The organism is Mesorhizobium sp. IMUNJ 23232, from assembly GCF_044326205.1.
Lineage (GTDB): Bacteria > Pseudomonadota > Alphaproteobacteria > Rhizobiales > Rhizobiaceae > Kumtagia.
The window spans coordinates 240,036-259,383 of record NZ_JBIRCY010000004.1 but is presented as its reverse complement, the minus strand read 5'-3'; the positions used below and the strand labels follow the sequence as shown (position 1 = coordinate 259,383).

At 64.4% G+C, this 19,348-nt stretch carries 15 protein-coding genes; 7 read left to right on the top strand and 8 right to left on the bottom strand.

Annotated features, from left to right (window positions below; genetic code table 11):
* Positions 1 to 448 (bottom strand): ATP-binding protein (locus ACH196_RS04865; RefSeq protein WP_396645378.1); only part of this gene is annotated, 448 nt, incomplete at its 3' end.
* Positions 438 to 1,967, bottom strand: coding sequence for an IS21 family transposase (istA, locus tag ACH196_RS04860; RefSeq protein ID WP_396645393.1), 1,530 nt, complete (start codon positions 1,965 to 1,967; stop codon positions 438 to 440). The genes istA and ACH196_RS04865, both read right to left, overlap by 11 nt.
* A gap of 1,044 nt (positions 1,968 to 3,011) precedes the next feature.
* Between istA and ACH196_RS04855 the strand changes: the two genes are divergently transcribed.
* Complete coding sequence (locus tag ACH196_RS04855; protein ID WP_396645377.1) at positions 3,012 to 4,403, top strand: RtcB family protein; 1,392 nt, start codon at positions 3,012 to 3,014, stop codon at positions 4,401 to 4,403.
* Positions 4,404 to 4,405: 2 nt separating this feature from the next.
* Positions 4,406 to 4,897: a helix-turn-helix domain-containing protein gene (locus tag ACH196_RS04850; protein ID WP_396645376.1), complete on the top strand. Its 492-nt coding sequence runs from the start codon at positions 4,406 to 4,408 to the stop codon at positions 4,895 to 4,897.
* A gap of 83 nt (positions 4,898 to 4,980) precedes the next feature.
* Here ACH196_RS04850 and ACH196_RS04845 read toward each other — a convergent pair whose 3' ends face one another.
* The 3 genes from ACH196_RS04845 to ACH196_RS04835 all read right to left on the bottom strand — a co-directional run bounded on the left by ACH196_RS04845 (position 4,981) and on the right by ACH196_RS04835 (position 10,185).
* A complete protein-coding gene (locus ACH196_RS04845; RefSeq protein ID WP_396645375.1) occupies positions 4,981 to 5,190 on the bottom strand; it encodes a hypothetical protein in 210 nt (69 codons plus the stop codon).
* A gap of 1,281 nt (positions 5,191 to 6,471) precedes the next feature.
* Positions 6,472 to 8,922, bottom strand: a complete 2,451-nt coding sequence (locus ACH196_RS04840; RefSeq protein WP_396645374.1) for a beta strand repeat-containing protein — start codon at positions 8,920 to 8,922, stop codon at positions 6,472 to 6,474.
* 336 nt (positions 8,923 to 9,258) lie between these two features.
* Positions 9,259 to 10,185, bottom strand: coding sequence for a lysylphosphatidylglycerol synthase domain-containing protein (locus tag ACH196_RS04835; protein WP_396645373.1), 927 nt, complete (start codon positions 10,183 to 10,185; stop codon positions 9,259 to 9,261).
* Between the two features lie 214 nt (positions 10,186 to 10,399).
* Here ACH196_RS04835 and ACH196_RS04830 point away from each other — a divergent pair, with 214 nt between their 5' ends.
* Both ACH196_RS04830 and ACH196_RS04825 read left to right on the top strand, forming a co-directional pair.
* Positions 10,400 to 11,764: a Ppx/GppA phosphatase family protein gene (locus ACH196_RS04830; protein WP_396645372.1), complete on the top strand. Its 1,365-nt coding sequence runs from the start codon at positions 10,400 to 10,402 to the stop codon at positions 11,762 to 11,764.
* Positions 11,761 to 12,468 carry an RlmE family RNA methyltransferase gene (locus ACH196_RS04825; protein ID WP_396645371.1) on the top strand — a complete coding sequence of 236 codons (708 nt, stop codon included), beginning with the start codon at positions 11,761 to 11,763 and terminating at the stop codon, positions 12,466 to 12,468. Before ACH196_RS04830 ends, ACH196_RS04825 begins: the two co-directional genes overlap by 4 nt.
* Here the strand turns inward: ACH196_RS04825 and ACH196_RS04820 are convergent.
* Entirely contained in the window at positions 12,437 to 13,888 is a 1,452-nt protein-coding gene (locus ACH196_RS04820; RefSeq protein WP_396645369.1) for an MFS transporter, read from the bottom strand. The genes ACH196_RS04825 and ACH196_RS04820 overlap by 32 nt on opposite strands.
* A gap of 551 nt (positions 13,889 to 14,439) precedes the next feature.
* Between ACH196_RS04820 and ACH196_RS04815 the strand changes: the two genes are divergently transcribed.
* Together ACH196_RS04815 and guaB are read left to right on the top strand one after the other, a co-directional pair.
* The gene (locus ACH196_RS04815; RefSeq protein ID WP_396645367.1) at positions 14,440 to 15,066 is read left to right on the top strand and encodes a class I SAM-dependent methyltransferase; all 627 of its coding nucleotides are present in this window, start codon (positions 14,440 to 14,442) and stop codon (positions 15,064 to 15,066) included.
* Between the two features lie 792 nt (positions 15,067 to 15,858).
* A complete protein-coding gene (gene guaB, locus ACH196_RS04810) occupies positions 15,859 to 17,361 on the top strand; it encodes an IMP dehydrogenase (protein ID WP_396645365.1) in 1,503 nt (500 codons plus the stop codon).
* 22 nt (positions 17,362 to 17,383) lie between these two features.
* Here guaB and ACH196_RS04805 read toward each other — a convergent pair whose 3' ends face one another.
* Positions 17,384 to 17,956 carry a Uma2 family endonuclease gene (locus tag ACH196_RS04805; RefSeq protein ID WP_396645363.1) on the bottom strand — a complete coding sequence of 191 codons (573 nt, stop codon included), beginning with the start codon at positions 17,954 to 17,956 and terminating at the stop codon, positions 17,384 to 17,386.
* Between ACH196_RS04805 and ACH196_RS04800 the strand changes: the two genes are divergently transcribed.
* Complete coding sequence (locus ACH196_RS04800; protein ID WP_396645395.1) at positions 17,955 to 18,125, top strand: hypothetical protein; 171 nt, start codon at positions 17,955 to 17,957, stop codon at positions 18,123 to 18,125. The genes ACH196_RS04805 and ACH196_RS04800 overlap by 2 nt on opposite strands.
* Before the next feature lie 52 nt (positions 18,126 to 18,177).
* Here the strand turns inward: ACH196_RS04800 and rnd are convergent, their stop codons facing one another.
* A complete protein-coding gene (rnd, locus tag ACH196_RS04795) occupies positions 18,178 to 19,335 on the bottom strand; it encodes a ribonuclease D (RefSeq protein WP_396645361.1) in 1,158 nt (385 codons plus the stop codon).
* Between the last annotated feature and the right edge of the window lie 13 nt (positions 19,336 to 19,348).

The window sequence follows — 19,348 nt, the reverse complement described above, 5'->3', positions numbered from 1 at the left end:
TCTCCTGTTCGAGGGCGTTGACGAGTTCGACAGTCGAGAAGAAGCGGACCCGCTTGTGATGATGCTCGATCGCCTGGATGCCGAGGGCGGTGGCGATATGCGTCTTGCCGGTGCCGGGGCCTCCGACCAGGACGACATTGTGTGCATCCTCGATGAACTCGCAGCGATGAAGCTGCTTCACGAGAGCTTCATTGACTTCGCTGCTGGCGAACTCGAAGCCATTGAGGTCGCGGTAGACGGGAAAGCGGGCTGCCTTGAGTTGATAGGCGGTCGAGCGCACCTCGCGTTCGGCCGTCTCGGCTTTAAGGAGCTGCGACAGGATTGGTATCGCTGCCTCAAAAGCCGGAGAGCCCTGTTCCGTCAGTTCTCCGACGGCCTGGGCCATGCCGAACATCTTGAGACTGCGCAGCATGATGACAAGGGCGCCGCTGGCCGGGTTATGACGCATGGCGCACCTCCTTTGCCCGGCGCAGAGCGTCATAGCGCTCGACATTGGCCAGTGGTTCGGCGGTCAGCGCCAGAGCCTGAGGAGCCTTGATGGCCGGTGGGATGAACGGCTTTCCGTCGACCAGACGGTGCAGCAGGTTGAGAACATGGGTCTTGGTAGGCACGCCGGCCTCCAGAGCCATCTCGACGGCTGCAAGCACAGCCTGTTCGTCGTGCTGCAGAACCAGCGCCAGGATCTCGACCATCTCGCGGTCGCCGCCGGGCGTCTTCAGCATGTGCTGCTGCAGCGTTCTGAACGCGGCTGGCAGTTCGACAAAGGGAGCCCCATTGCGCAAGGCGCCGGGTTTGCGTTGCACGACGGCCAGATAGTGCCTCCAGTCGTAGATCGTCTGGCTCTGGCGATCATGGGAACGGGCAAAGACCCGGCGGTGCTCGCAGACGGCCTGGCCTTCGGCAACCACGACGATGCGCTCGGGATAGACCCGCAGGCTGACGGGTCGATTGGCGAAAGACGCAGGGACGCTGTAGCGATTGCGCTCCAGATGGACGAGGCAGGTAGGCGAGACACGCTTGCTGTATTCGACGAAGCCGTCGAACGCCCGCGGCATCGGCATCAGATGTCGGACTTCCTCAGCCCAGACGTCGGCGATCGTGCCGGGTTGCGACCCGTGTGGGATCAGGCTCCACCAGTCCCGGCATCGCGTCTCGAGCCACTCGTTCAGGGCGCCGAGCGAGGGGACGTTGGGTGTGGGTTGCCAGAGCCGATGACGGGCGTCCTGAACATTCTTCTCAATCTGTCCTTTCTCCCAGCCTGATGCCGGATTGCAGAACTCCGCCTCGAACAGGAAGTGGCTGACCATGGCCAAGAAGCGGATGTTGACCTGGCGCTGCTTGCCACGGCCGACCTTGTCGACGGCGGTCTTCATGTTGTCGTAGATGCCTCTGCGCGGCACGCCGCCCAGCACGCGGAATGCGTGGTTATGGGCGTCGAACAGCATCTCGTGGGTTTGCAGCAGATAGGCCCGCAGGATGAAGGCGCGGCTGTAGGACAGCTTGACGTGGGCGACCTGCAGCTTGGTGCGCTCCCCGCCAATGATCGCCCAATCCTCGGACCAGTCGAACTGGAACGCCTCCCCCGGCACGAACGCCAGGGGCACGAAGGTGCCACGGCCGGAGGTCTGCTGCTCGCGCTGGCGGGCGGCCTTCCAATCCCGGGCAAAGGCGGCAACGCGATTGTAGGAGCCCTCATAGCCGAGCACGATCAGATCGGCATGCAGCTGCTTGATCGTGCGCTTCTGTTTGCGTGACTTGCCTGTCTCCACACGCAGCATCGCCGACAGCTTGTCGGCGTAAGGATCCAGCTTGCTGGAACGGCCCGCGACGTTGAAGCGGGGTTCAACGCCGTCCGTGCGCAGATATTTGCGGACGGTGTTCCTCGATAGTCCGGTTCGGCGCGAGATGTTGCGGATCGAAAGATGGTCTCGGTAGTGCCAGCGTCGGATGACGCTCAATAACCCCATGTCGATCACTCCGATGTCCCCCACACGTGCCGTGTGGGAGGAGCTTCAAACATGGGTCAATTCTCGATGGAAAAACCTCCGTCGACTGGGTCACTTCTCAGTGGAAATCAACACCGCAGATGCTTCATGCATCTTGGCTCAGCCTGGCAGAGCGGTAGGTTAAGGTTTCGCGAAGACTTGTCGTTGCGCCTTCTTCTCGTCAGTCGTGACGAATGCGTGTGGAACTACATCCAAACTTCAGGTCGCGGTTTCGAGGCCCGCCGGACGCGAAGTCGGGTCCGTAGCTCAGGTGGTAGAGCAGAAGAGACGTTTCGCAACAGACTTGTCGTCACGACCACTGAAAAGCCGCGGCGAATGCCGGATGGAACTACAGCACCAAACGATGGGATGCTCCGTGAGGTTCGACTCCTCACCCGACGCAGGCGCTCTCTGGCACGAGCGGGACTCTCGAGTTTCGTCCATCCTTGTCGCCGCGGCGAACGATATGATCGGCAAATGCCGGCGGGACTACAGGTAGCGCGCCCGCGAGAGCGGGAGGTCGGGTGTTCGATTCACTCCTTCGCCGCAGGGCGGAAGTGGCGCAGCAAATCGTCCCGCCGATCTCGTTGCCGGTCGCGGCGAATGGCGAATGCAGGTAGGGCTACAGGGATGGAGCGCCCGCCGCGCAAGTGGCGGGAGGTCGGGCGTTCAAGCCGCCCCTCTCCTTCTTCGGGACGGAGAGTAGCTCGGTAGACGTCCTGCCGATCCTCGTCGCCAGTCGCGGGAAGGGCGAATGCATACGGGACTACATTGGCAAACGGCGGTTCGAACCCGCCCGGCGGACCTTCGGGTCTTTCGGTTGTCCCGCAAGGTCTTGTCGCCCGACCCGTCCGATGGACGGATGCCTGTGGGACTACACGTAGACGCGGCCCTCAACCTGGGTGCCGAAAGGCGTGAAGGTACAAGTCCTTCCTTTGCTTCGCGCGAAGTGGCGGAAAATCGATGTCTGACTGCCCCTTGCCGTTCCTCGGCATAATTTGGTGAATTTGTTGGAAGGTGATGACCATGACTGAAACGATGAGCGGCCAGGATCTGATCAACGCCGGACTGGCGCAGGGCAAGTGGTTCGGCAAGGCACTTGTCGCGGCCAATGCCGTGCTGGAGCGAGGCGGCTCGCTCGACGAGGCGCTGGAAACGGCGCGCGGTTTCGCGCCTCCGCCGTCGACGCCGCTGCGCATCGCCGGCCAACTTCCGTTCCATGTCAACATCGAGGCGGAGACGCCGGACGAGCAGGCGAACATCGAGGCGGTATCAAAGAGCATGGCTGAGTTGATGCGCACGCCGGTGATCCGCGCGGGTGCGATCATGCCCGACGCCTGTCCGGCCGGTCCATCGGGCACCATCCCGGTCGGTGGCATCGTTGCTTCCGAGGCGATCCACCCCGGCATGCACTCGGCCGACATTTGCTGCTCGATGGCGATCTCGACTTTTCCGGGCGTGGCGCCGGCCGCGCTGCTCGATGCCGTGCACGCGGTCACGCATTTCGGCCCGGGCGGACGGCCACGCGGCCAGCAGATCCGGCCGTCCCAGGCGTTGTTCGAGCGCTTCGACGCGAACCCGCTGTTGCGCGATGTGACAAGCGCGGCCATCGAGCACTTCGGCACGCAGGGTGACGGCAACCATTTCGCTTACGTCGGCACGCTGAAGTCGAGCGGCGAGACGGCATTGGTGACGCACCATGGCTCGCGGGCACCGGGAGCCCGTCTCTATTCCAAGGGCATGAAGATCGCCGATGGCTACCGCCGCCAGCTTTCGCCCGAGACGCTGCCGCAGAACGCCTGGATACCCGCCGACAGCCAAGAGGGCGAAGACTATTGGGAAGCGCTGCAGGCGATCCGCGAATGGACGAAGCAGAACCACATGCTGATCCATGACATGGCGACCGAAAAACTGTCGGCCAAAGTCGCGGACCGCTTCTGGAACGAGCACAACTTCGTCTTCCGTCGCTCCGACGGGCTGTTCTACCACGGCAAAGGAGCGACGCCCGCTTTCGATGGCTGGGCGCATGACGCGACCGATCTGACGCTGATCCCGCTCAACATGGCGGAACCAGTTCTGATCGTGCGCGGCAAGGATTCCGCGAACGGCTTGGGCTTCTCGCCACATGGCGCGGGGCGCAACTTTTCGCGGACCCAGCACAAGCGCATGCAGGCCGGACGCAGCGATGGCGACATCTTCGCCGAGGAGACGAAGGGCATCGACGCGCGCTTCTTCTGCGGCATTACCGACATCTCGGAACTGCCGAGCGCCTACAAGAGCGCAGCGGCGGTGCGCCGCCAGATCGAGCGCTACGGCCTCGCTGAGATCGTTGACGAGGTGCTGCCTCACGGCTGCATCATGGCGGGCGACTGGGAAGTCAACGCTCCCTGGCGCAAGAAGAAGCGGAATCGGATGTAGCGTTGGCACCGGGCTTGCCTATCCGGGCGCTTGCCCATCAGAGGTATGCGAACGCAGGAATGACTCGGGCCGAGCAGGCGAACCAGGCGTCCGCTCGGCTATATTACTCCTCGTATGGCGGCGGGGTTTGTCGCGCTCACGAGCGATCGGTCAAACGGATCCTCGAACTGCGTCCCCGAAAATCACAGAAGCAGATCGCTGACGAAGCCGGCTTCCTGTCCGTCAACATGCTCTCCATGATCAAGAGCGGCACCAGCAGGCTACCGCTCGATCGGGTTCCCGCTCTCGCGAAATCCCTGGAGAGCGACCCGGCCCGACTGTTCGTCCTGGCGCTCGAGCAGCAGGACAATGCGCTGGCGGTCGTCGTGAGGGAGATCGCCGTCTCCGCCAACGAGGCCGCCTGGATCGAGGAATTGCGTGACGTGTCGGATCATTCCGATCCGACGCTGACCATCAAGGCGCGGCGCGCGCTACGGGCGGTGTTCGGCAAATGAAGGTCTTGTCCGTGCACACTATTCCGAAATCCTTCTGCCTGACCGAGAACGAGCGCGCATGGATCGAGTTCATTCGGCTTGTGTCACGCGATACCGACCCCGGACCAACGCTCGCGCGCGTGCAACGTTTGAAGGCGGTGTTTCGCGCACGAAAGACAAATTTCCTGAGTTGTGGCGCGCTGGCTTCGACGAGCGTTGTCGTTGATGAAGACGATCGCCTCCTTAACCAGGCGCTTCTGCGCGGCGGCGTTGTCCGGTCCGCCGGTGAGCAGGGTCGCTCCTGTCTCGATCATCGATCTTTGCAGGCCACTGCTCTCAGAAATTAGCGTATCTCACGAGATAGGCCCCACCACAGCCGGCCAGAAATACCCAGAGCCAGAGCACCCATGCCCAAGGGCGCGGCTCGCCGCCAGGCCCATTCATCTTGCCCTCCCAAAGTACATCTGCTGGATCAGTTAAACAAAATTGGCCGCTGCCGTCTCGACAAAGGTCATAAACAAATCCAGCCGACCGCATTGTGAGATGATCGGCTTCCATAGCGCCTCGCGCTAAGGTTATAATTGAATTTACTCGCTACCACGACAGGTTTCAATTGGCGGGTGATCGTAGGGAGCCGTCCGATATTCGCGCCTGCACGCACACAATCTGAAAACCGGCAAGGCTTGTCAGGCGTATGAGGATAACCAGACGTGTTCTGGCCCCGATGTGCCAAATCGGGAAGCTCGCCGGGCCTCCGACAGGGTGGGTGACGGCCCGGCGAGTTTGACCTCCGCCAGCCGGAAGGCGATCGCGCTAAGATGAAGTGGCCGCCGGCCCACGGGGTGGGGGGTGGGTAAGGAGCCGGCGGCCTGGGCCGCTGTGTTCCTCCCAGTGGTCCCGGTTGGCCTTTTATGCTTTCTCCTGCGGTCTGGATAGCTGCCGGACCGCTAACCTTGGGGCATCCTGGCCGCCGGGTTGGACCGTGAGCGATTGTGGCGAGCACTCCAACGACAAGTCCAGCTTTTGTTGGCATGGCAGTTGCAATGTATGAGATCACCAGCCTCTGGCGGGTCTCGATGTACCAAATCGGGAATGGAGGATCGCTGGACCTTGGCGGGTTGGGTAAGGTCCAGCGGTCTTCCTCTGAGCAGGACAGGCAACCAGGAGCATTTCGACCGCGAGCTTTTTCACAAATACAGTTGAACCAGAGGGTGGGGGAGTTGCTGGATTCAATCACCCAAGATCATGGTGACTTCAGCCCGACTGGTTCATGCCGCCGACGTCAGTCAATTTGGCGTCGGCGGCATACATTTATCAATTAGCAATCATGAATATGTGTTTCCTGTTCGAAGGGACGGGCTGCGGACACTGCCAGGCCGTTCCGGGCCGCTGGCCCAGCCGCCCCACCACCCCGGCCAGCGGCCTTGAGTTTCGTCAGCCTTGGAACCGTCTCTCACAAGATCCCAGCGTCGGGCAGACATTTATGTCTGACCCGACGGATGACCTTGAAATGCATGGACCGGCCATCCATCGGCGAAGCCGGCCGAACCTGCCTGGCGAGCCCCGGCGGCGCGCCACAATCACCCAACCTACGGTCAGATCACCGTGAAATCCGCGGCGGTGAGGGCGAGGCCCGGCACGAGCATGGCGAATTTCACCGCTGTGAAATCATTGCCCGTTCCGTCCGCGTCGTAAAACAGCGAACCCGTGTTCGAATTGTAGAAGATGCGGTCGTCTGCATCGCGCGGGCCAAGGAAACTGTCCTTGAACGCCGAGGCGTCCAACGCTCCGACCCCGAGCGCGGTGAAGATCGCACTGTCGAGCTGGATCTGATCGTCAGTCACGCTGAAGTCGGCGATGCGGTCGACATTGCCAGCGCCGAGCGCGGTGGAGAAGCTGAAGGTGTCGGCCCCACCCATGCCCCACAGCCAGTCGTCGCCGCCGGCGCCGTCGAGCACGTTGGCGCCGTCATTGCCGCGCACCAGCTGCACGAACTCGTTGCCGGTGAGGTTGACGGCATAGGTGGCGTTGAGCGATGTCGTGTTCAGATATTCGGCGCTGACGCCGCTGGCCAGCACGTAGTTCACGCCGGCGTTGACGCGGTCGACGCCCTCGCCGCCGACTTCGACAATGACGGCTCCGGCATTGTAGACCGAATAGCTGTCGTTGCCGCCGCCGCCGGTCAGTGTGTCCGACCCACCGACGCCGCCATCGTTGAGAATGTTGTCACCAGCGGTGCCGGTGAGCACGTCGGCGAAGATCGAGCCCTTGAGGTTCTCGATGCCGAACAGCGCGTCGCCGCTGGCACCGCCGCCGGTGGTGCCGCTGCCGAGGTCGACGGTGACGCCCGCCGCCGCGCCTGCATAGCTGACCGTGTCGCTGTCGGCCCCGCCATCCAGCGTTTCGGCCGAAGCGCCGGCGAGCAAGGTGTCGTTGCCGGTCCCGCCGTTCAGTGTCGTGCCGCCGCTCAGGATATCGTTGCCGGCCAGACCGTTGAGGGTGCCCGTGCCAGTACCGGTCAACGAATCGTTGAAGGCCGAGCCTATGGCGTTCTCGAAACCCGTCACCGTGTCGCCCTGGGCGTCGCCGCTCGCGCCGGTACCGGCGACGAGGTCGACGCTCACGGCCGCGGACGAAGCGGAATAGTCGACGGTGTCCGTGCCGCCGCCGCCATCGAGGCTATCGGCCCCCGCGCCGCCGGTGAGGGTGTCGTTGCCGAAGCCGCCGGTGATTATGTCGTCGCCCGCCAGACCGTCGATGCTGTCGTTGCCGTCGGAGCCGATCATGCGGTCGGCCCCGGCCGACGCGGCGAGCGAGATCCGGAACACGTCGAAGCCGGTGCCGTTGCCCTCGGCGCCCACGCCGGTGTCGGTCGCCTGCGTCTGGAAGGTGACGTAGCGGCCGTCGGCCGAGATCGAGGGCGTGTTCGAGAGGTCGTTGAGCTCGCTCCCGTCGGCGGCGACGGACAGGCGCGTCACGTTGCCGGTCACCATGTCCTTCAGGAAAATGTCGCGCAGCCCGTTGGTGTCGCCCTGCACCAAATTGCTGGCGAGGCTGAAGAAGACGACGTAGCGTCCGTCGGCCGAGATCACCGCCTGGCCCGACAGGTCGTTGCTCTGGCTGCCGTCGGTGGCGGTGGACACCCGGGTGGTGGTGTTGGTCTGCAGGTCGCGGACGAAGACGTCGGTGGTGCCGTTGGTGTCGCCGGCGACCAAATTGGTCGCATCGCTCTGGAACACGACGTAGCGGCCGTTGCCGGAGATCGAGGCGCCGGAGGACTGGCCGTCTCCCGACCCGCCGACGGTTGAGACGGAAGCCAGAGTGGTGGTGCCGGCGGCGATGTCGCGGACGAAGATATCGGTTACGGCGCCGTTGGTGTCGTTCGCTGTCAGATTGCTGGCGGTGCTGACGAAGGAGGCGCGGTTGCCGTCGTCGGACAGGCGGGCCACCAGGGAGTTGCCGTTGGCCTGCGACTCGTCGTCCGCCACGGAGACGCGGGTGACGAGGCCGGTCGACAGGTTCTTGACGAAGACATCGCTGAAACCGTTGCTGTCGCCGGCCACCAGGTTGGTCGCGGTGCTCTGGAAGCCGATGAAGGCGCCGTTGCCGGTGACGTCGACATTCTGGCTGGCGCCGTTCGCCTGGCTGCCGTCCGACGCCGTCGAGACCCGGGTGGTCACGCCCGTCAGCGTGTCCCGCATGAAGACGTCCAATGCGGCGTTGGTGTCGCCGCCGACGAGGTTGGTCGCCGTGCTGTTGAAGAACACGAAGCGGCCGTCATCGGTGATCGCCGCCACGCTGGAGACGTTGTTGCCCTGCGTGCCGCCGGTCGCGGTCGAAAGCAGCGTCGTGGTGCCGGTCACCGTGTCGCGCAGAAAGACATCGAAGAAACCGTTGAGGTCGCCGCCCACCAGATTGGTCGCCGTGCTCTGGAACACGACGTAGCGGCCGTCGGCTGACATCACGCCGCCGGTGGCAACATTGTTGGCGCTGGTGCCGCCGCTGTCGACCGAGATGCGAGTAAGCGAACTGGCGTTGACGGGCATGACAGGAATCCCCCCTTGGATCTGAAGCAGACGGCGGCGCGGGTCGCGATGCGCTATCGGAAGAGTTTGTAAAGAAAAACTACATCGAGCGGTGAGCCTGGGTTCGCGCGCTGACCGCGTCCCCATGCACGATATACGTGTGCTTGCGCCGCGGCAATTCCGAGTTGTCGATTTCCGGCGAGAACCGACCCGGCGTTGCCGGATGCGATCGAGCGTCGGCCCGGGTCGGTGCCGGAGCCGCGACCCATCTTCAAGCCAGGCGGGTGTTGTATCTGCACGGGCGTGATGGCTATCGCCGTGTCGATGCCGTCCGGCATGTTCTCCCGGATTGGGCGTTCAATCCCGCCCGAACCGCGAGCGCTCGAACGCCAGCACCACCACAAGCGCCAGCAGCAGGGGAATGATCAGGTAGAACAATCGGAACACCAGCAGCGCGGAGAGCACCGCCACGGGATCCATCTGCGAAAGGCCGGCGATGAAGACGATCTCCAGCACGCCCAATCCTCCAGGCGCATGCGAGATCAGCGCCGCTGAAAAAGAGACCACGAAGACGCCGAGGATCACCATGAAACCCGGATTGCCGGCCTCGGGAAGCGCGAAATAGATGATGCCGGCCGCGCCGATCAGCTCGATCGGAGCGATCACCAGTTGCCGCGCCACGATCGGCAGCCGGGGATAGAGGATGGCGAATTTTCCGATCTTCAGCGGCCTGAATTGCAGCCAGCTTCCGAAAATATAGAGCCCGACCAGCAAAAGCAGCCCAAGCCCGGTCAGCCGCGTCGCCGAGACCGGCATGAAATGCACGAAGCCGTCGAACACCTCGGGTTCGATCAGCAGCAGGAACGCGCCGAGCAGCATCGCGCCGAGCACGAAGGTGAAGGAGCAGAGCGCCACCAGCACGCCGACTTCCTGTCCGGAGAGGCCTTGCGTGGCATAGGCGCGGTAGCGGATCACCGCGCCGGACAGCACCGATCCGCCGATATTGTGCGCCAGCGCATAGGTGGTGAAGGAGCAGACGGTGATGAAGCCGAACGGCACCTTCTTGCCGAGATGGGTCAGCGCGATGTGGTCGTAGCCAGCCAGCGCGGCATAGGCGACGACCGAACTGCACGCCGCCAGCACCCAGCGATGCGCGGGGATGGCGGTCAGACCGTCACCCAGATCGTCCAGCGAGATGCCGCGCAGTTCGTTGTAGAGCAGCCATATCGAGAAGCCGACGGCGATGAGGCCGACAGCGGGCCAGAAATAGGTCCTAAGCTTCATCGCGTGGTGATCATCGATCGTTTGCCGGCATGTTTCTGGAGCTTGGTCTCGGATACGGAAGGATAGGATGCCGGAACGCCCTCCCGCAAGGCGTTGCGACAATTCGGACAATCCGCTTGGTGATCCGCCGCTCCGCTGTTATGGTCCGACCAACGCAAGATATGTGGCCCCGCGGCGCTCCATCGGTTCGCGCGGTGCTGGAAGGAATTTTTAGGTGGAAGACCCTGAAACCGGCGCGAGGGCGCGGGGAGACGGGGTGTCCGAAAGCCCTGCGGCGCCTGTTCGCGTTTCAGGTGAAGAGCCTCCACGGTATCCGAAGGGTGCCGACGGGTTCGACCCCGCCCGGCTGGGTCCGGCGGACGGCGCTCCGGCAAGGAAAGGCAGAAAGCGGCGCAAGCGCAAACGCGGCCGGAAGGTTTTTGCGCCAGGGACTTCGCCGCAAAATCCGCAAGCTGCCGCCGCTGTGCCTGAACCGCCGCCTGCCGAGGCGCCGGCGCCGATCAGGATTCCGGCGCCTCCGCTGGAACCTTCGGGACGCCCGTGGGAGCGGGGCGGCCCGGCCAACGGACGCGACGGGCCGATCTTCGCCGCACTCGATCTCGGCACCAACAATTGCCGGCTTCTGGTCGCGACGCCCGGGCGTCCGGGCCAGTTCCGGGTGGTCGACGCCTATTCCCGCATCGTGCGATTGGGCGAAGGCCTGTCCGCCACCGGGCGGCTCAGCGAGGCCGCGATGGATCGCGCCGTCGAGGCGCTGAAGGTCTGCGGCGACAAGCTGCGCAACCGCTCGATCCGCCGCGCCCGCCTAGTCGCCACCGAAGCCTGCCGCGCCGCCGAGAACGGCGCCGAGTTCCTCGACCGTGTGCGCGAGGAAGCTAGGATCGAGCTGGAGATCATCGACCGGCAGACCGAGGCGCGGCTCGCCGTGTCCGGATGCGGCCCGCTGGTCGAGCGCGATACCGATGCGGTCGTGCTGTTCGACATCGGCGGCGGCTCCTCGGAGATCGCCCTCATCGACCTGTCGCGCCACCGCACCCCGCGGCTTTCCAACCACATCGTCTCCTGGACGTCGCTGCCAGTCGGTGTGGTTTCGCTGGCGGAGCGTTATGGCGGCCGCGACGTGACGCCGGAAACCTTCGCGGCGATGGTCGCCGACGTGACGGCCATGATCGACGCCTTCGACGGGCGCCACCGCGTCAGCCATCTGATGAAGGGCTCGCGCTTCCATCTGCTCGGCACCTCCGGCACCGTCACCACGCTTGCCGGCGTGCATCTGGAACTGGAGCGTTACGACCGCCGCCGCGTCGACGGCCTCTGGCTCGACAACGACAATGTCGACCGCATGATTGCAAAACTGCTCGGCTGGGATTTCCAGCAGCGCGTGGCCAATCCCTGCATCGGCGCCGACCGTGCCGACCTGGTTCTGGCCGGCTGCGCCATCCTGGAGGCGATCCGCGCGCATTGGCCGTCGCCTCGGCTGCGCGTTGCCGACCGCGGCCTGCGCGAAGGCATATTGAGCGAAATGATGGCGGAAGAGGGCGTCTGGCGGCGTCCCCAGCAATGGGGGGGCCGGCCATGAAGGACAAACAGGGAAAGCCGGGGGCGACCCGCGCTCTGAAGACGCGCATCAAGAACAGCAGCCTCAAGGAATCGTCCCGCCGCTGGCTGCAGCGCCATATGAACGATCCCTATGTGCAGCGCTCCAAGGCAGAGGGTTATCGCTCGCGCGCCGCCTACAAGCTGATCGAGATCGACGACAAATATCATCTGCTGAAGCCCGGCATGCGGGTCATCGACCTGGGCGCAGCACCTGGCGGCTGGTGCCAGGTGGCCGCGGCGCGCACGCATTCCTCTCTGGAGCAGCCCGGCGTGGTCGGCATCGACTATCTGGAGATGGATGCGGTGCCGGGCGCGACGCTGCTCCAGATGGATTTCCTCGACGACGATGCGCCGGCCAGGCTTGCAGAGGCACTGGGCGGCGCGCCCGACATCGTGCTCTCCGACATGGCCGCGCCAACCACTGGCCACCGGCGGACCGATCATTTGCGCACCATGCATCTGTGCGAGGTCGCCGCCGACTTCGCCATCTCCGTGCTTCGGCCCGGCGGCCATTTCCTCACCAAGACTTTTCAGGGCGGCACCGAAGCCGAGTTGCTGACCCGCCTGAAGCAGAACTTCCGCTCGGTCCACCACGTCAAGCCGCCGGCCTCCCGTGACGAATCGGTCGAACTCTATCTGCTGGCGCGCGAATTCAAGGGGCGCGGGGAGCCGGAGGTGCCGTAACTGGCCCGCGGTCGCCAGCCTGTGCATCCATCGCCTTGATCGATGGCGCGCGATAGCCGGAGACCGAATTGCCGGCATCGGGGGTGAGCCGGTAGAACGAGAAGCAGGCGGACGCCGAGACGGCCGCGACGATGAAGAACGCGACGTGGAAAGCGCCCAGCGTCAGCACGCCGCCGCTCAGGCTGGCTTGCACCTCCAAAATTCCGCCGGCCAGCGCGACGCCGAGCGCGATGCACAATTGCTGCGCGACCGCGGTGATCGGCGTGGCGCGGCTGGTTTCCTCCGGTGGGATGTCGGCATAGGCCAGCGCGTTGACGCCGGTGAAGAACATCGAGCGGATGAAGCCGCCGGCCAGGATGACGGCAATGATCACAAGATAGGGCGTCTGCGGGGTGAAAAACCCGTTGACCGCGATCGACAGCGCCGCGACCAGCGAGCCGCCGATGAGCACGCGCCGGAAACCGACGGTGCGAAAAATCCATGTGGTGACGAATTTCATGCCGATGGCGCCGATGGCGGTGACGAAGGTGATCATGCCCGACTCGAAGGGCGTCAGGCCGAAGGCCAGTTGGAACATCAGCGGCAGCAGAAACGGGACCGCGCCGATGCCGATGCGAAACAGCCCGCCGCCGAGCACCGAGGCCCGGAACACCTGGTTGCGGAACAGGTCGAGCGCCAGCAGCGGTTTCTCCTTGCGCCTTGCGTGCGCGAAATAGAGCAGGCCGGAGATGATGCCGAGAACCACGGCGCCAAGACCCACGGCGGGGGGCAGCGCGGGCAGGCTGACCACGGAAAGCCCGAACACCACGCCCGACGCCGCAAGGCCGCTGAGCACGAAACCCCGGAAATCCAGCGGAGCTGTGATTACCGGTTCGAAGGCCGGCAAGAACCGGGTTGCCAGCAAAATCCCCAGAATGCCGATCGGGACGTTGATCAGAAAAATCCAGTGCCACGACAGGTAGGTCGTGATGAAACCGCCGACCGGCGGGCCGACCAGGGGTCCGACGAGCGCCGGTATCGTCAGCCACGACATCGCCGCGACGAGGTCGCTCTTCGGCGTCGAGCGCACCAGCACAAGTCGTCCCACGGGCGTCATCATGGCGCCGCCCATGCCCTGCAGGAAACGTGCCCCGACAAACGCCTCGAGCGAATTGGATACCGCGCAGGCGACTGAGCCGACGACGAAGACGGCGATTGCGGCGCGAAAGATGTTCTTCGCGCCGTAGCGGTCGGCCATCCAGCCGCTGATCGGAATGAAGATGGCCAATGAGACGAGATAGGCGGTCAGCGCCAGCTTGAGCGCGATCGGGCTGGTCTCGATATCCTTGGCGATTGCCGGGAGTGATGTCGCGATCACCGTCGAATCCATGTTCTCCATGAACAGGGCGACCGCGAGAATCAGCGGGACGGTACGTTGCAACTTGAAGTTCCGGTCGTTGTCGTGGTCCGGGTGAAATTTCGGACCGGGCGGGTGATACGCAATCGCATGTAGGGCAGGAGCCGGCAAGCGGCAGGAGGCCAGGGCCGGCAAACGCACCGCGCCAGCGGCTCACATTGATGTGAAGTTTTCGGTTGGGGAGCCGTTGGCCTGTGGCCGGTCGCAACGCCAAAGCCCATCGCGTCAGCGACGTAGCGGAGGTCGTTGCGGAAGCAGTCGCGGATCGCCAGCGCCAGCAACTGCTCGCCATTGAAACCGAACCCTGCTGCTAAAAACGTGTCGCACCCAATCGGCCTCATTCTGCCGGAGAGGTTTGGGTCAACGTCGAGGGCTTCGTCGCAGGTCTGGCTGGTGGCTCGGACAAGACGAAGCCCGATGGGGCCGAAGGACGACCCCGGTAGAATGAGGCGGATTGGGTGCGGCATGTTTAGTGTCTCAGATCGAATTTCTGCTATGGCTGCAGGCAAATCGCCCGCGATGTCACCAACTGCCGAAAATGTGAAGGCGCAACGTCGTGAGGGAGGACCGCCAGGATGAGCACCGACCGGGACACCGTGCGGTCGTATGATGCGGTCGCAGCGGACTACGCTGCCGAGGCCGCGGCGATGCCCAAGTGGGTCGCGACAGAGATCGATGCGTTCGTGACCGAACTGGGTGGCTCGGGCAGGGTGCTGGAGATCGGAAGCGGTGGCGGGCGAGATGCGCTTGAGCTTGAGAAGCGGGGGATCAGCGTCCGGCGCACCGACATTTCCAAGGGTTTTGTCGAACTGCTTCGCGAGAGTGGCTTCGAGGCCGACCCGTTGGACCCGCTGACCGACGACCTGGCCGACTCGCGGCGTCCCGGCACGCCGTACGACGGGATTTGGGCCTGCGCCTGCCTGATCCATGTCGCGCGAGAGGATTTCGGCATGGTGCTTGGACGGCTTGCCGAGGCGACCCGGACGGGTGGCCGACTGCACGCCTCGGTCAGGGAGGGCGATGGCGAGGATGTGTCCACACACGGCAGCGCTGCAGCGCCCCGGCGCTACGTCGAGACGTACTGGCGCGAGCCTGCCCTGCGATCCGCACTCGCAGACGCCGGTTGGATCGTCGGTGAGGTACGTCGGTGCATCGGAAGGCCCGATGATCGGTGGCTGAGCGTTCGGGCGAGTCGGGCATGATGCGGACAGAGTTCTGGGTCCGGGCGGAGGCAGTGCATCACGTCCGCATGCGGCGCTAAGCGGGGTAGATCGCGCCACGTCGCGGAGAGCCTTGGAGAGGGTTCAAAAAAGGGGACAGGAAGCCTCTCGGAAAGAGCGAGAATTTTTCTAACCTGTTGAATTGATGGTCTTATATTTTATCGGACAATAATTTTTAGCGCATTTTATCCCCGCCACCAAAATCGCGCGCATACTTCTGCGCAGTTTCTCCCGCCGGGAACGCTTCCGGAGTCGTTCGTTAGCGGGGAGGAACCGGCGCCTCCGTCATGCTGCCGACGAAGCAGCATGGCCGGGGAGGCCGCGTCCGAAGGTTCCTCCCCCGACACTACGGTCGGGGCGCACTGGACGAGTGCTTAAGACCGGGCCAGCCGAGGCGTTAATGCCGGAGCCGGAGCAAGGCGAAGCGGAACGGGACGAGGCCAAAAATCGCCGGCGGGCGCATGAGTTGCGCCATATTGTTAGTCTGTGAGGCAAGGCTTTTCGCGCCCGCTTCCCGACTTCTCCCTCCGCGGCGGGGAGTGTTCTTTGACAATGGCCAGGGCCGAAAGGCAGCGTGGCAACGGGGAAGGTCTATGCAATGCCGTGTGCCAACTCCGCGGAGTCCCTGCGGATATTCGGGCGACCGCCTTGCGTGAGCGGCTTTCCAAGCTGTCGCGGACGTGTTACCAGCCCGTGCCAATCCTGAAAGGGAAGATCAAGAGTCGGCGCCGGCCATAGGGCCCCAGCGCCCGCTTCACGTTTTGAGGAATGGCAATGGCGCAGATTATCGAGACCGCAACCGGGGCGCTGGCGCTCACTTTCGACGATGTGCTGCTGCAGCCCGAGCACTCGGAAGTGCTGCCGGGCGAGACCGACGTGCGCACCCGCATCGCCGGCGACATCGACCTGAACATCCCGATCCTGTCGGCCGCCATGGACACCGTGACCGAGGCGCGGCTGGCCATCGCCATGGCGCAGGCCGGTGGCATCGGTGTCATCCACCGCAATTTTTCGCCGGTCGAGCAGGCCGAGCAGGTGCGGCAGGTGAAAAAATTCGAATCCGGCATGGTGGTGAACCCGGTCACCATCGGCCCCGAAGCGACGCTGGCCGACGCGCAGGCGCTGATGCGCACCTATTCGATCTCGGGCATTCCCGTCGTCGAGGGCGGTGGCAAGGGCGGCCAGATCGTCGGCCGGCTGGTCGGCATATTGACCAACCGCGACGTGCGTTTCGCCACCGATCCGGACCAGAAGGTCTACGAATTGATGACCAAGGACAATCTGGTCACGGTCAAGGAAAACGTCGACCAGACCGAGGCCAAGCGCCTTCTGCACCAGCGCCGCATCGAAAAACTGCTGGTCGTCGATCCGGACGGCAATTGCGTCGGCCTGATCACGGTGAAGGACATCGAGAAGTCGCAGCTCAACCCGCATGCCACCAAGGACGCGCAGGGCCGCCTGCGCGTGGCGGCCGCCACAAGCGTCGGCGAGGACGGTTTCGAGCGCGCCGAGCGGCTAATCGCGGCGGGTGTCGACCTTTTGGTCATCGACACCGCGCACGGCCATTCGCAGCGCGTGCTCGACGCAGTGACCCGCGCGAAAAAACTGTCCAACTCGGTGCGTATCATGGCCGGCAACATCGCCACATCAGCCGGCGCCCAGGCGCTGATCGATGCGGGCGCCGACGCCGTCAAGGTCGGCATCGGCCCCGGCTCGATCTGCACGACGCGCATCGTGGCGGGTGTCGGCGTGCCGCAGCTTTCGGCCGTGATGTCGGCGGCCGAGACCGCCATGAAGTCGGGCGTCACCGTGATCGCCGACGGCGGCATCAAATATTCCGGCGACCTGGCGAAGGCGCTGGCGGCCGGGGCAGGGGCCGCGATGATCGGCTCGCTGCTTGCGGGCACCGACGAGAGCCCCGGAGAAGTCTATCTCTACCAGGGCCGCTCGTTCAAAGCCTATCGTGGCATGGGCTCGGTTGGCGCGATGGCGCGCGGCTCGGCCGACCGCTATTTCCAGGCCGAGGTGCGCGATACGCTGAAACTGGTGCCGGAAGGCATCGAGGGCCAGGTTCCCTACAAGGGGCCGGTATCAGGCGTGCTGCACCAGCTCGCCGGTGGCCTGAAGGCGGCGATGGGTTATGTCGGCGCGCGCACGCTGACCGACCTGCAGCAACGCGCCACCTTCGTGCGCATCTCCAACGCGGGCTTGCGCGAAAGCCACGCGCATGACGTTACGATCACCCGCGAAAGCCCGAATTATTCGGGCGGGATGTGAGCCCACCGGCGCGGCGGAATGGTCAGTCCAGATCTGACATCCTAATCGTGATGTCTGTCAGCGCCGCGGGCGAAATCGGCGTCCCGGCCCCGATCCTTTCGATGCTAGTCCATTGTCCATCCGGGTTCGGTCCCCGATGGAGCCAGGTTTGACGCGTTCCCGCGTCCACCACCCATAGCTCGTGGACACCGTGCCGGGCATAGATTTGGGCTTTCAGTCCCCTGTCATAGGACATCGAGGACGCCGCCACCTCGACGGTAAGCAATACGTCGCCGCCACGTACATCCTCAGGAAGGATTCGCTTCGGATAGAGGCACAGATCCGGCTCGACGAAGGTCCGTTCGTCGAGGTAGAGCGAGGTCTCCACGCCCAGGCGCAAATCATGCGGCTTGCGAGCCGCCAAGACCTCGGTGAGCGCGGCCTTGATCACCTCGTGCTGGTTTCCCTTGGGCGACATCGGCACGACTTCTCCGTCGATCAGCTCGAAATTCTCGTCCTCGGCGATGATGCCCGCCTCGACCATGCGGCGAATCTCCGCCACGGTGAAAGACCGGCGGGGAAAACCTTCGGCGGCGCGGGTGGCGACGATGTTCATGCCGGCATCCTTAGCTGTGCTGACTTTAGACCTATCACGGCTCCGGGATTTTGTCTTCAAGCGCGGCGCCTCGGCCCGTCTCCGCATCTCCAGCGCTGGTCCGCGCGAGAAGCATGCGCATGACGTGACGATCACCCGCGAGAGCCCGAACTATCCGGGCGGGATGTAGTCGAACAAGGCGAGATGAGGTTCAGTCCGTTCGACCTGAACCTCAGCAGCCGCTACTGCGCGAGTTCGAACACCGCAACCTTGCGCCGGTCGAACTTCAGCGCGATCTCGCCGCGCACCAGCTTCACGGCGATGTCGCCGAACACCTGGCGGCGCCAGCCATGCATGGCCGGCACGTCGGCTTCCTCGCCTTCGGCGGCGATGCGGTCGATGTCGTCGCCGGAGGCCAGCACTTTTGCCGCGACGCCTTCCTTTTCGGCAACCTGGCGCAGCAGCACCTTCAGCAGCTCGGCCGCCGCGCTCGACCCTTCCGGCGCCTGCGCCATCTTCGGCAGGCGCGGCATCTGGTCCTTCGGCAGGTCGAGCGCGGTGTTGACCACCTGCAGCAGGGCGGTCGCGGTCGCCGACCGCTCCCAGCCTTTCGGGACAGTGCGCAGCCTCGACAGCGCGGTGGTATCGCGCGGCTGCTGCTGGGCGATCTCGTAGACCGCGTCGTCCTTGATCACCCGGCCGCGCGGCACGTTGCGGTCGCGCGCCTCGCGCTCGCGCCAGGCCGCCACCGCCTGCACCACGGCAAGCTCCTGTGGCTTGCGCAGCCGCATCTTCAGCCGCTTCCAGGCGTCTTCGGGATCGGGATCGTAGGTTTCGCGCGAGGTCAGCACGTCCATCTCCTCGTTCAGCCAATGCCCGCGTTTTTCGCGTTCCAGTTCGGCGGCGAGGTGCTTGTAGACGTCGATGAGGTGCGTGACGTCGGCCAGCGCATAGGTGAGCTGCTTTTCGGAGAGCGGCCTGTGCCGCCAGTCGGTGAAGCGCGACGACTTGTCGAGCTGCGCTCCGGTGATCTTCTGGACGAGTTGGTCATAGGAGACGCTGTCGCCGAACCCGCAGACCATCGCCGCCACCTGTGTGTCGAACACCGGATGCGGCAGCAGGTCGCCGAGGTGGTGGATGATTTCGATGTCCTGCCGCGCCGCGTGGAAGACTTTCACCACCGCCTCGTTGGCCATCAGCGCGAAGAACGGCGCGAGGTCGAGGTCGGGCGCCAGCGGGTCGACCAGTGCTGTCACGCCCGGCGCGGCCATCTGGATAAGGCACAATTCCGGCCAGAACGTCGTCTCGCGGATGAATTCGGTGTCGACGGTGACGAAGGCCGACTTCGCCAGCGCGGCGACGGCGGTCTCGAGTTCGGCGTTGGTGGTGATCAGATGCATGAAAATGTCTTGG

What these genes read in the sequence shown, in the direction of transcription:
- ACH196_RS04855 (WP_396645377.1), top strand. Translation starts at nt 3,012, where the DNA reads ATGACTGAAACGATGAGCGGCCAGGATCTGATCAACGCCGGACTGGCG.
- ACH196_RS04800 (WP_396645395.1), top strand. Translation starts at nt 17,955, where the DNA reads ATGCCGGCATCCTTAGCTGTGCTGACTTTAGACCTATCACGGCTCCGG.
- ACH196_RS04825 (WP_396645371.1), top strand. Translation starts at nt 11,761, where the DNA reads ATGAAGGACAAACAGGGAAAGCCGGGGGCGACCCGCGCTCTGAAGACG.
- rnd (WP_396645361.1), bottom strand. Translation starts at nt 19,335, where the DNA reads ATGCATCTGATCACCACCAACGCCGAACTCGAGACCGCCGTCGCCGCG.
- ACH196_RS04835 (WP_396645373.1), bottom strand. Translation starts at nt 10,185, where the DNA reads ATGAAGCTTAGGACCTATTTCTGGCCCGCTGTCGGCCTCATCGCCGTC.
- ACH196_RS04815 (WP_396645367.1), top strand. Translation starts at nt 14,440, where the DNA reads ATGAGCACCGACCGGGACACCGTGCGGTCGTATGATGCGGTCGCAGCG.
- ACH196_RS04840 (WP_396645374.1), bottom strand. Translation starts at nt 8,922, where the DNA reads ATGCCCGTCAACGCCAGTTCGCTTACTCGCATCTCGGTCGACAGCGGC.
- guaB (WP_396645365.1), top strand. Translation starts at nt 15,859, where the DNA reads ATGGCGCAGATTATCGAGACCGCAACCGGGGCGCTGGCGCTCACTTTC.
- istA (WP_396645393.1), bottom strand. Translation starts at nt 1,967, where the DNA reads ATGGGGTTATTGAGCGTCATCCGACGCTGGCACTACCGAGACCATCTT.
- ACH196_RS04845 (WP_396645375.1), bottom strand. Translation starts at nt 5,190, where the DNA reads ATGATCGAGACAGGAGCGACCCTGCTCACCGGCGGACCGGACAACGCC.
- ACH196_RS04805 (WP_396645363.1), bottom strand. Translation starts at nt 17,956, where the DNA reads ATGAACATCGTCGCCACCCGCGCCGCCGAAGGTTTTCCCCGCCGGTCT.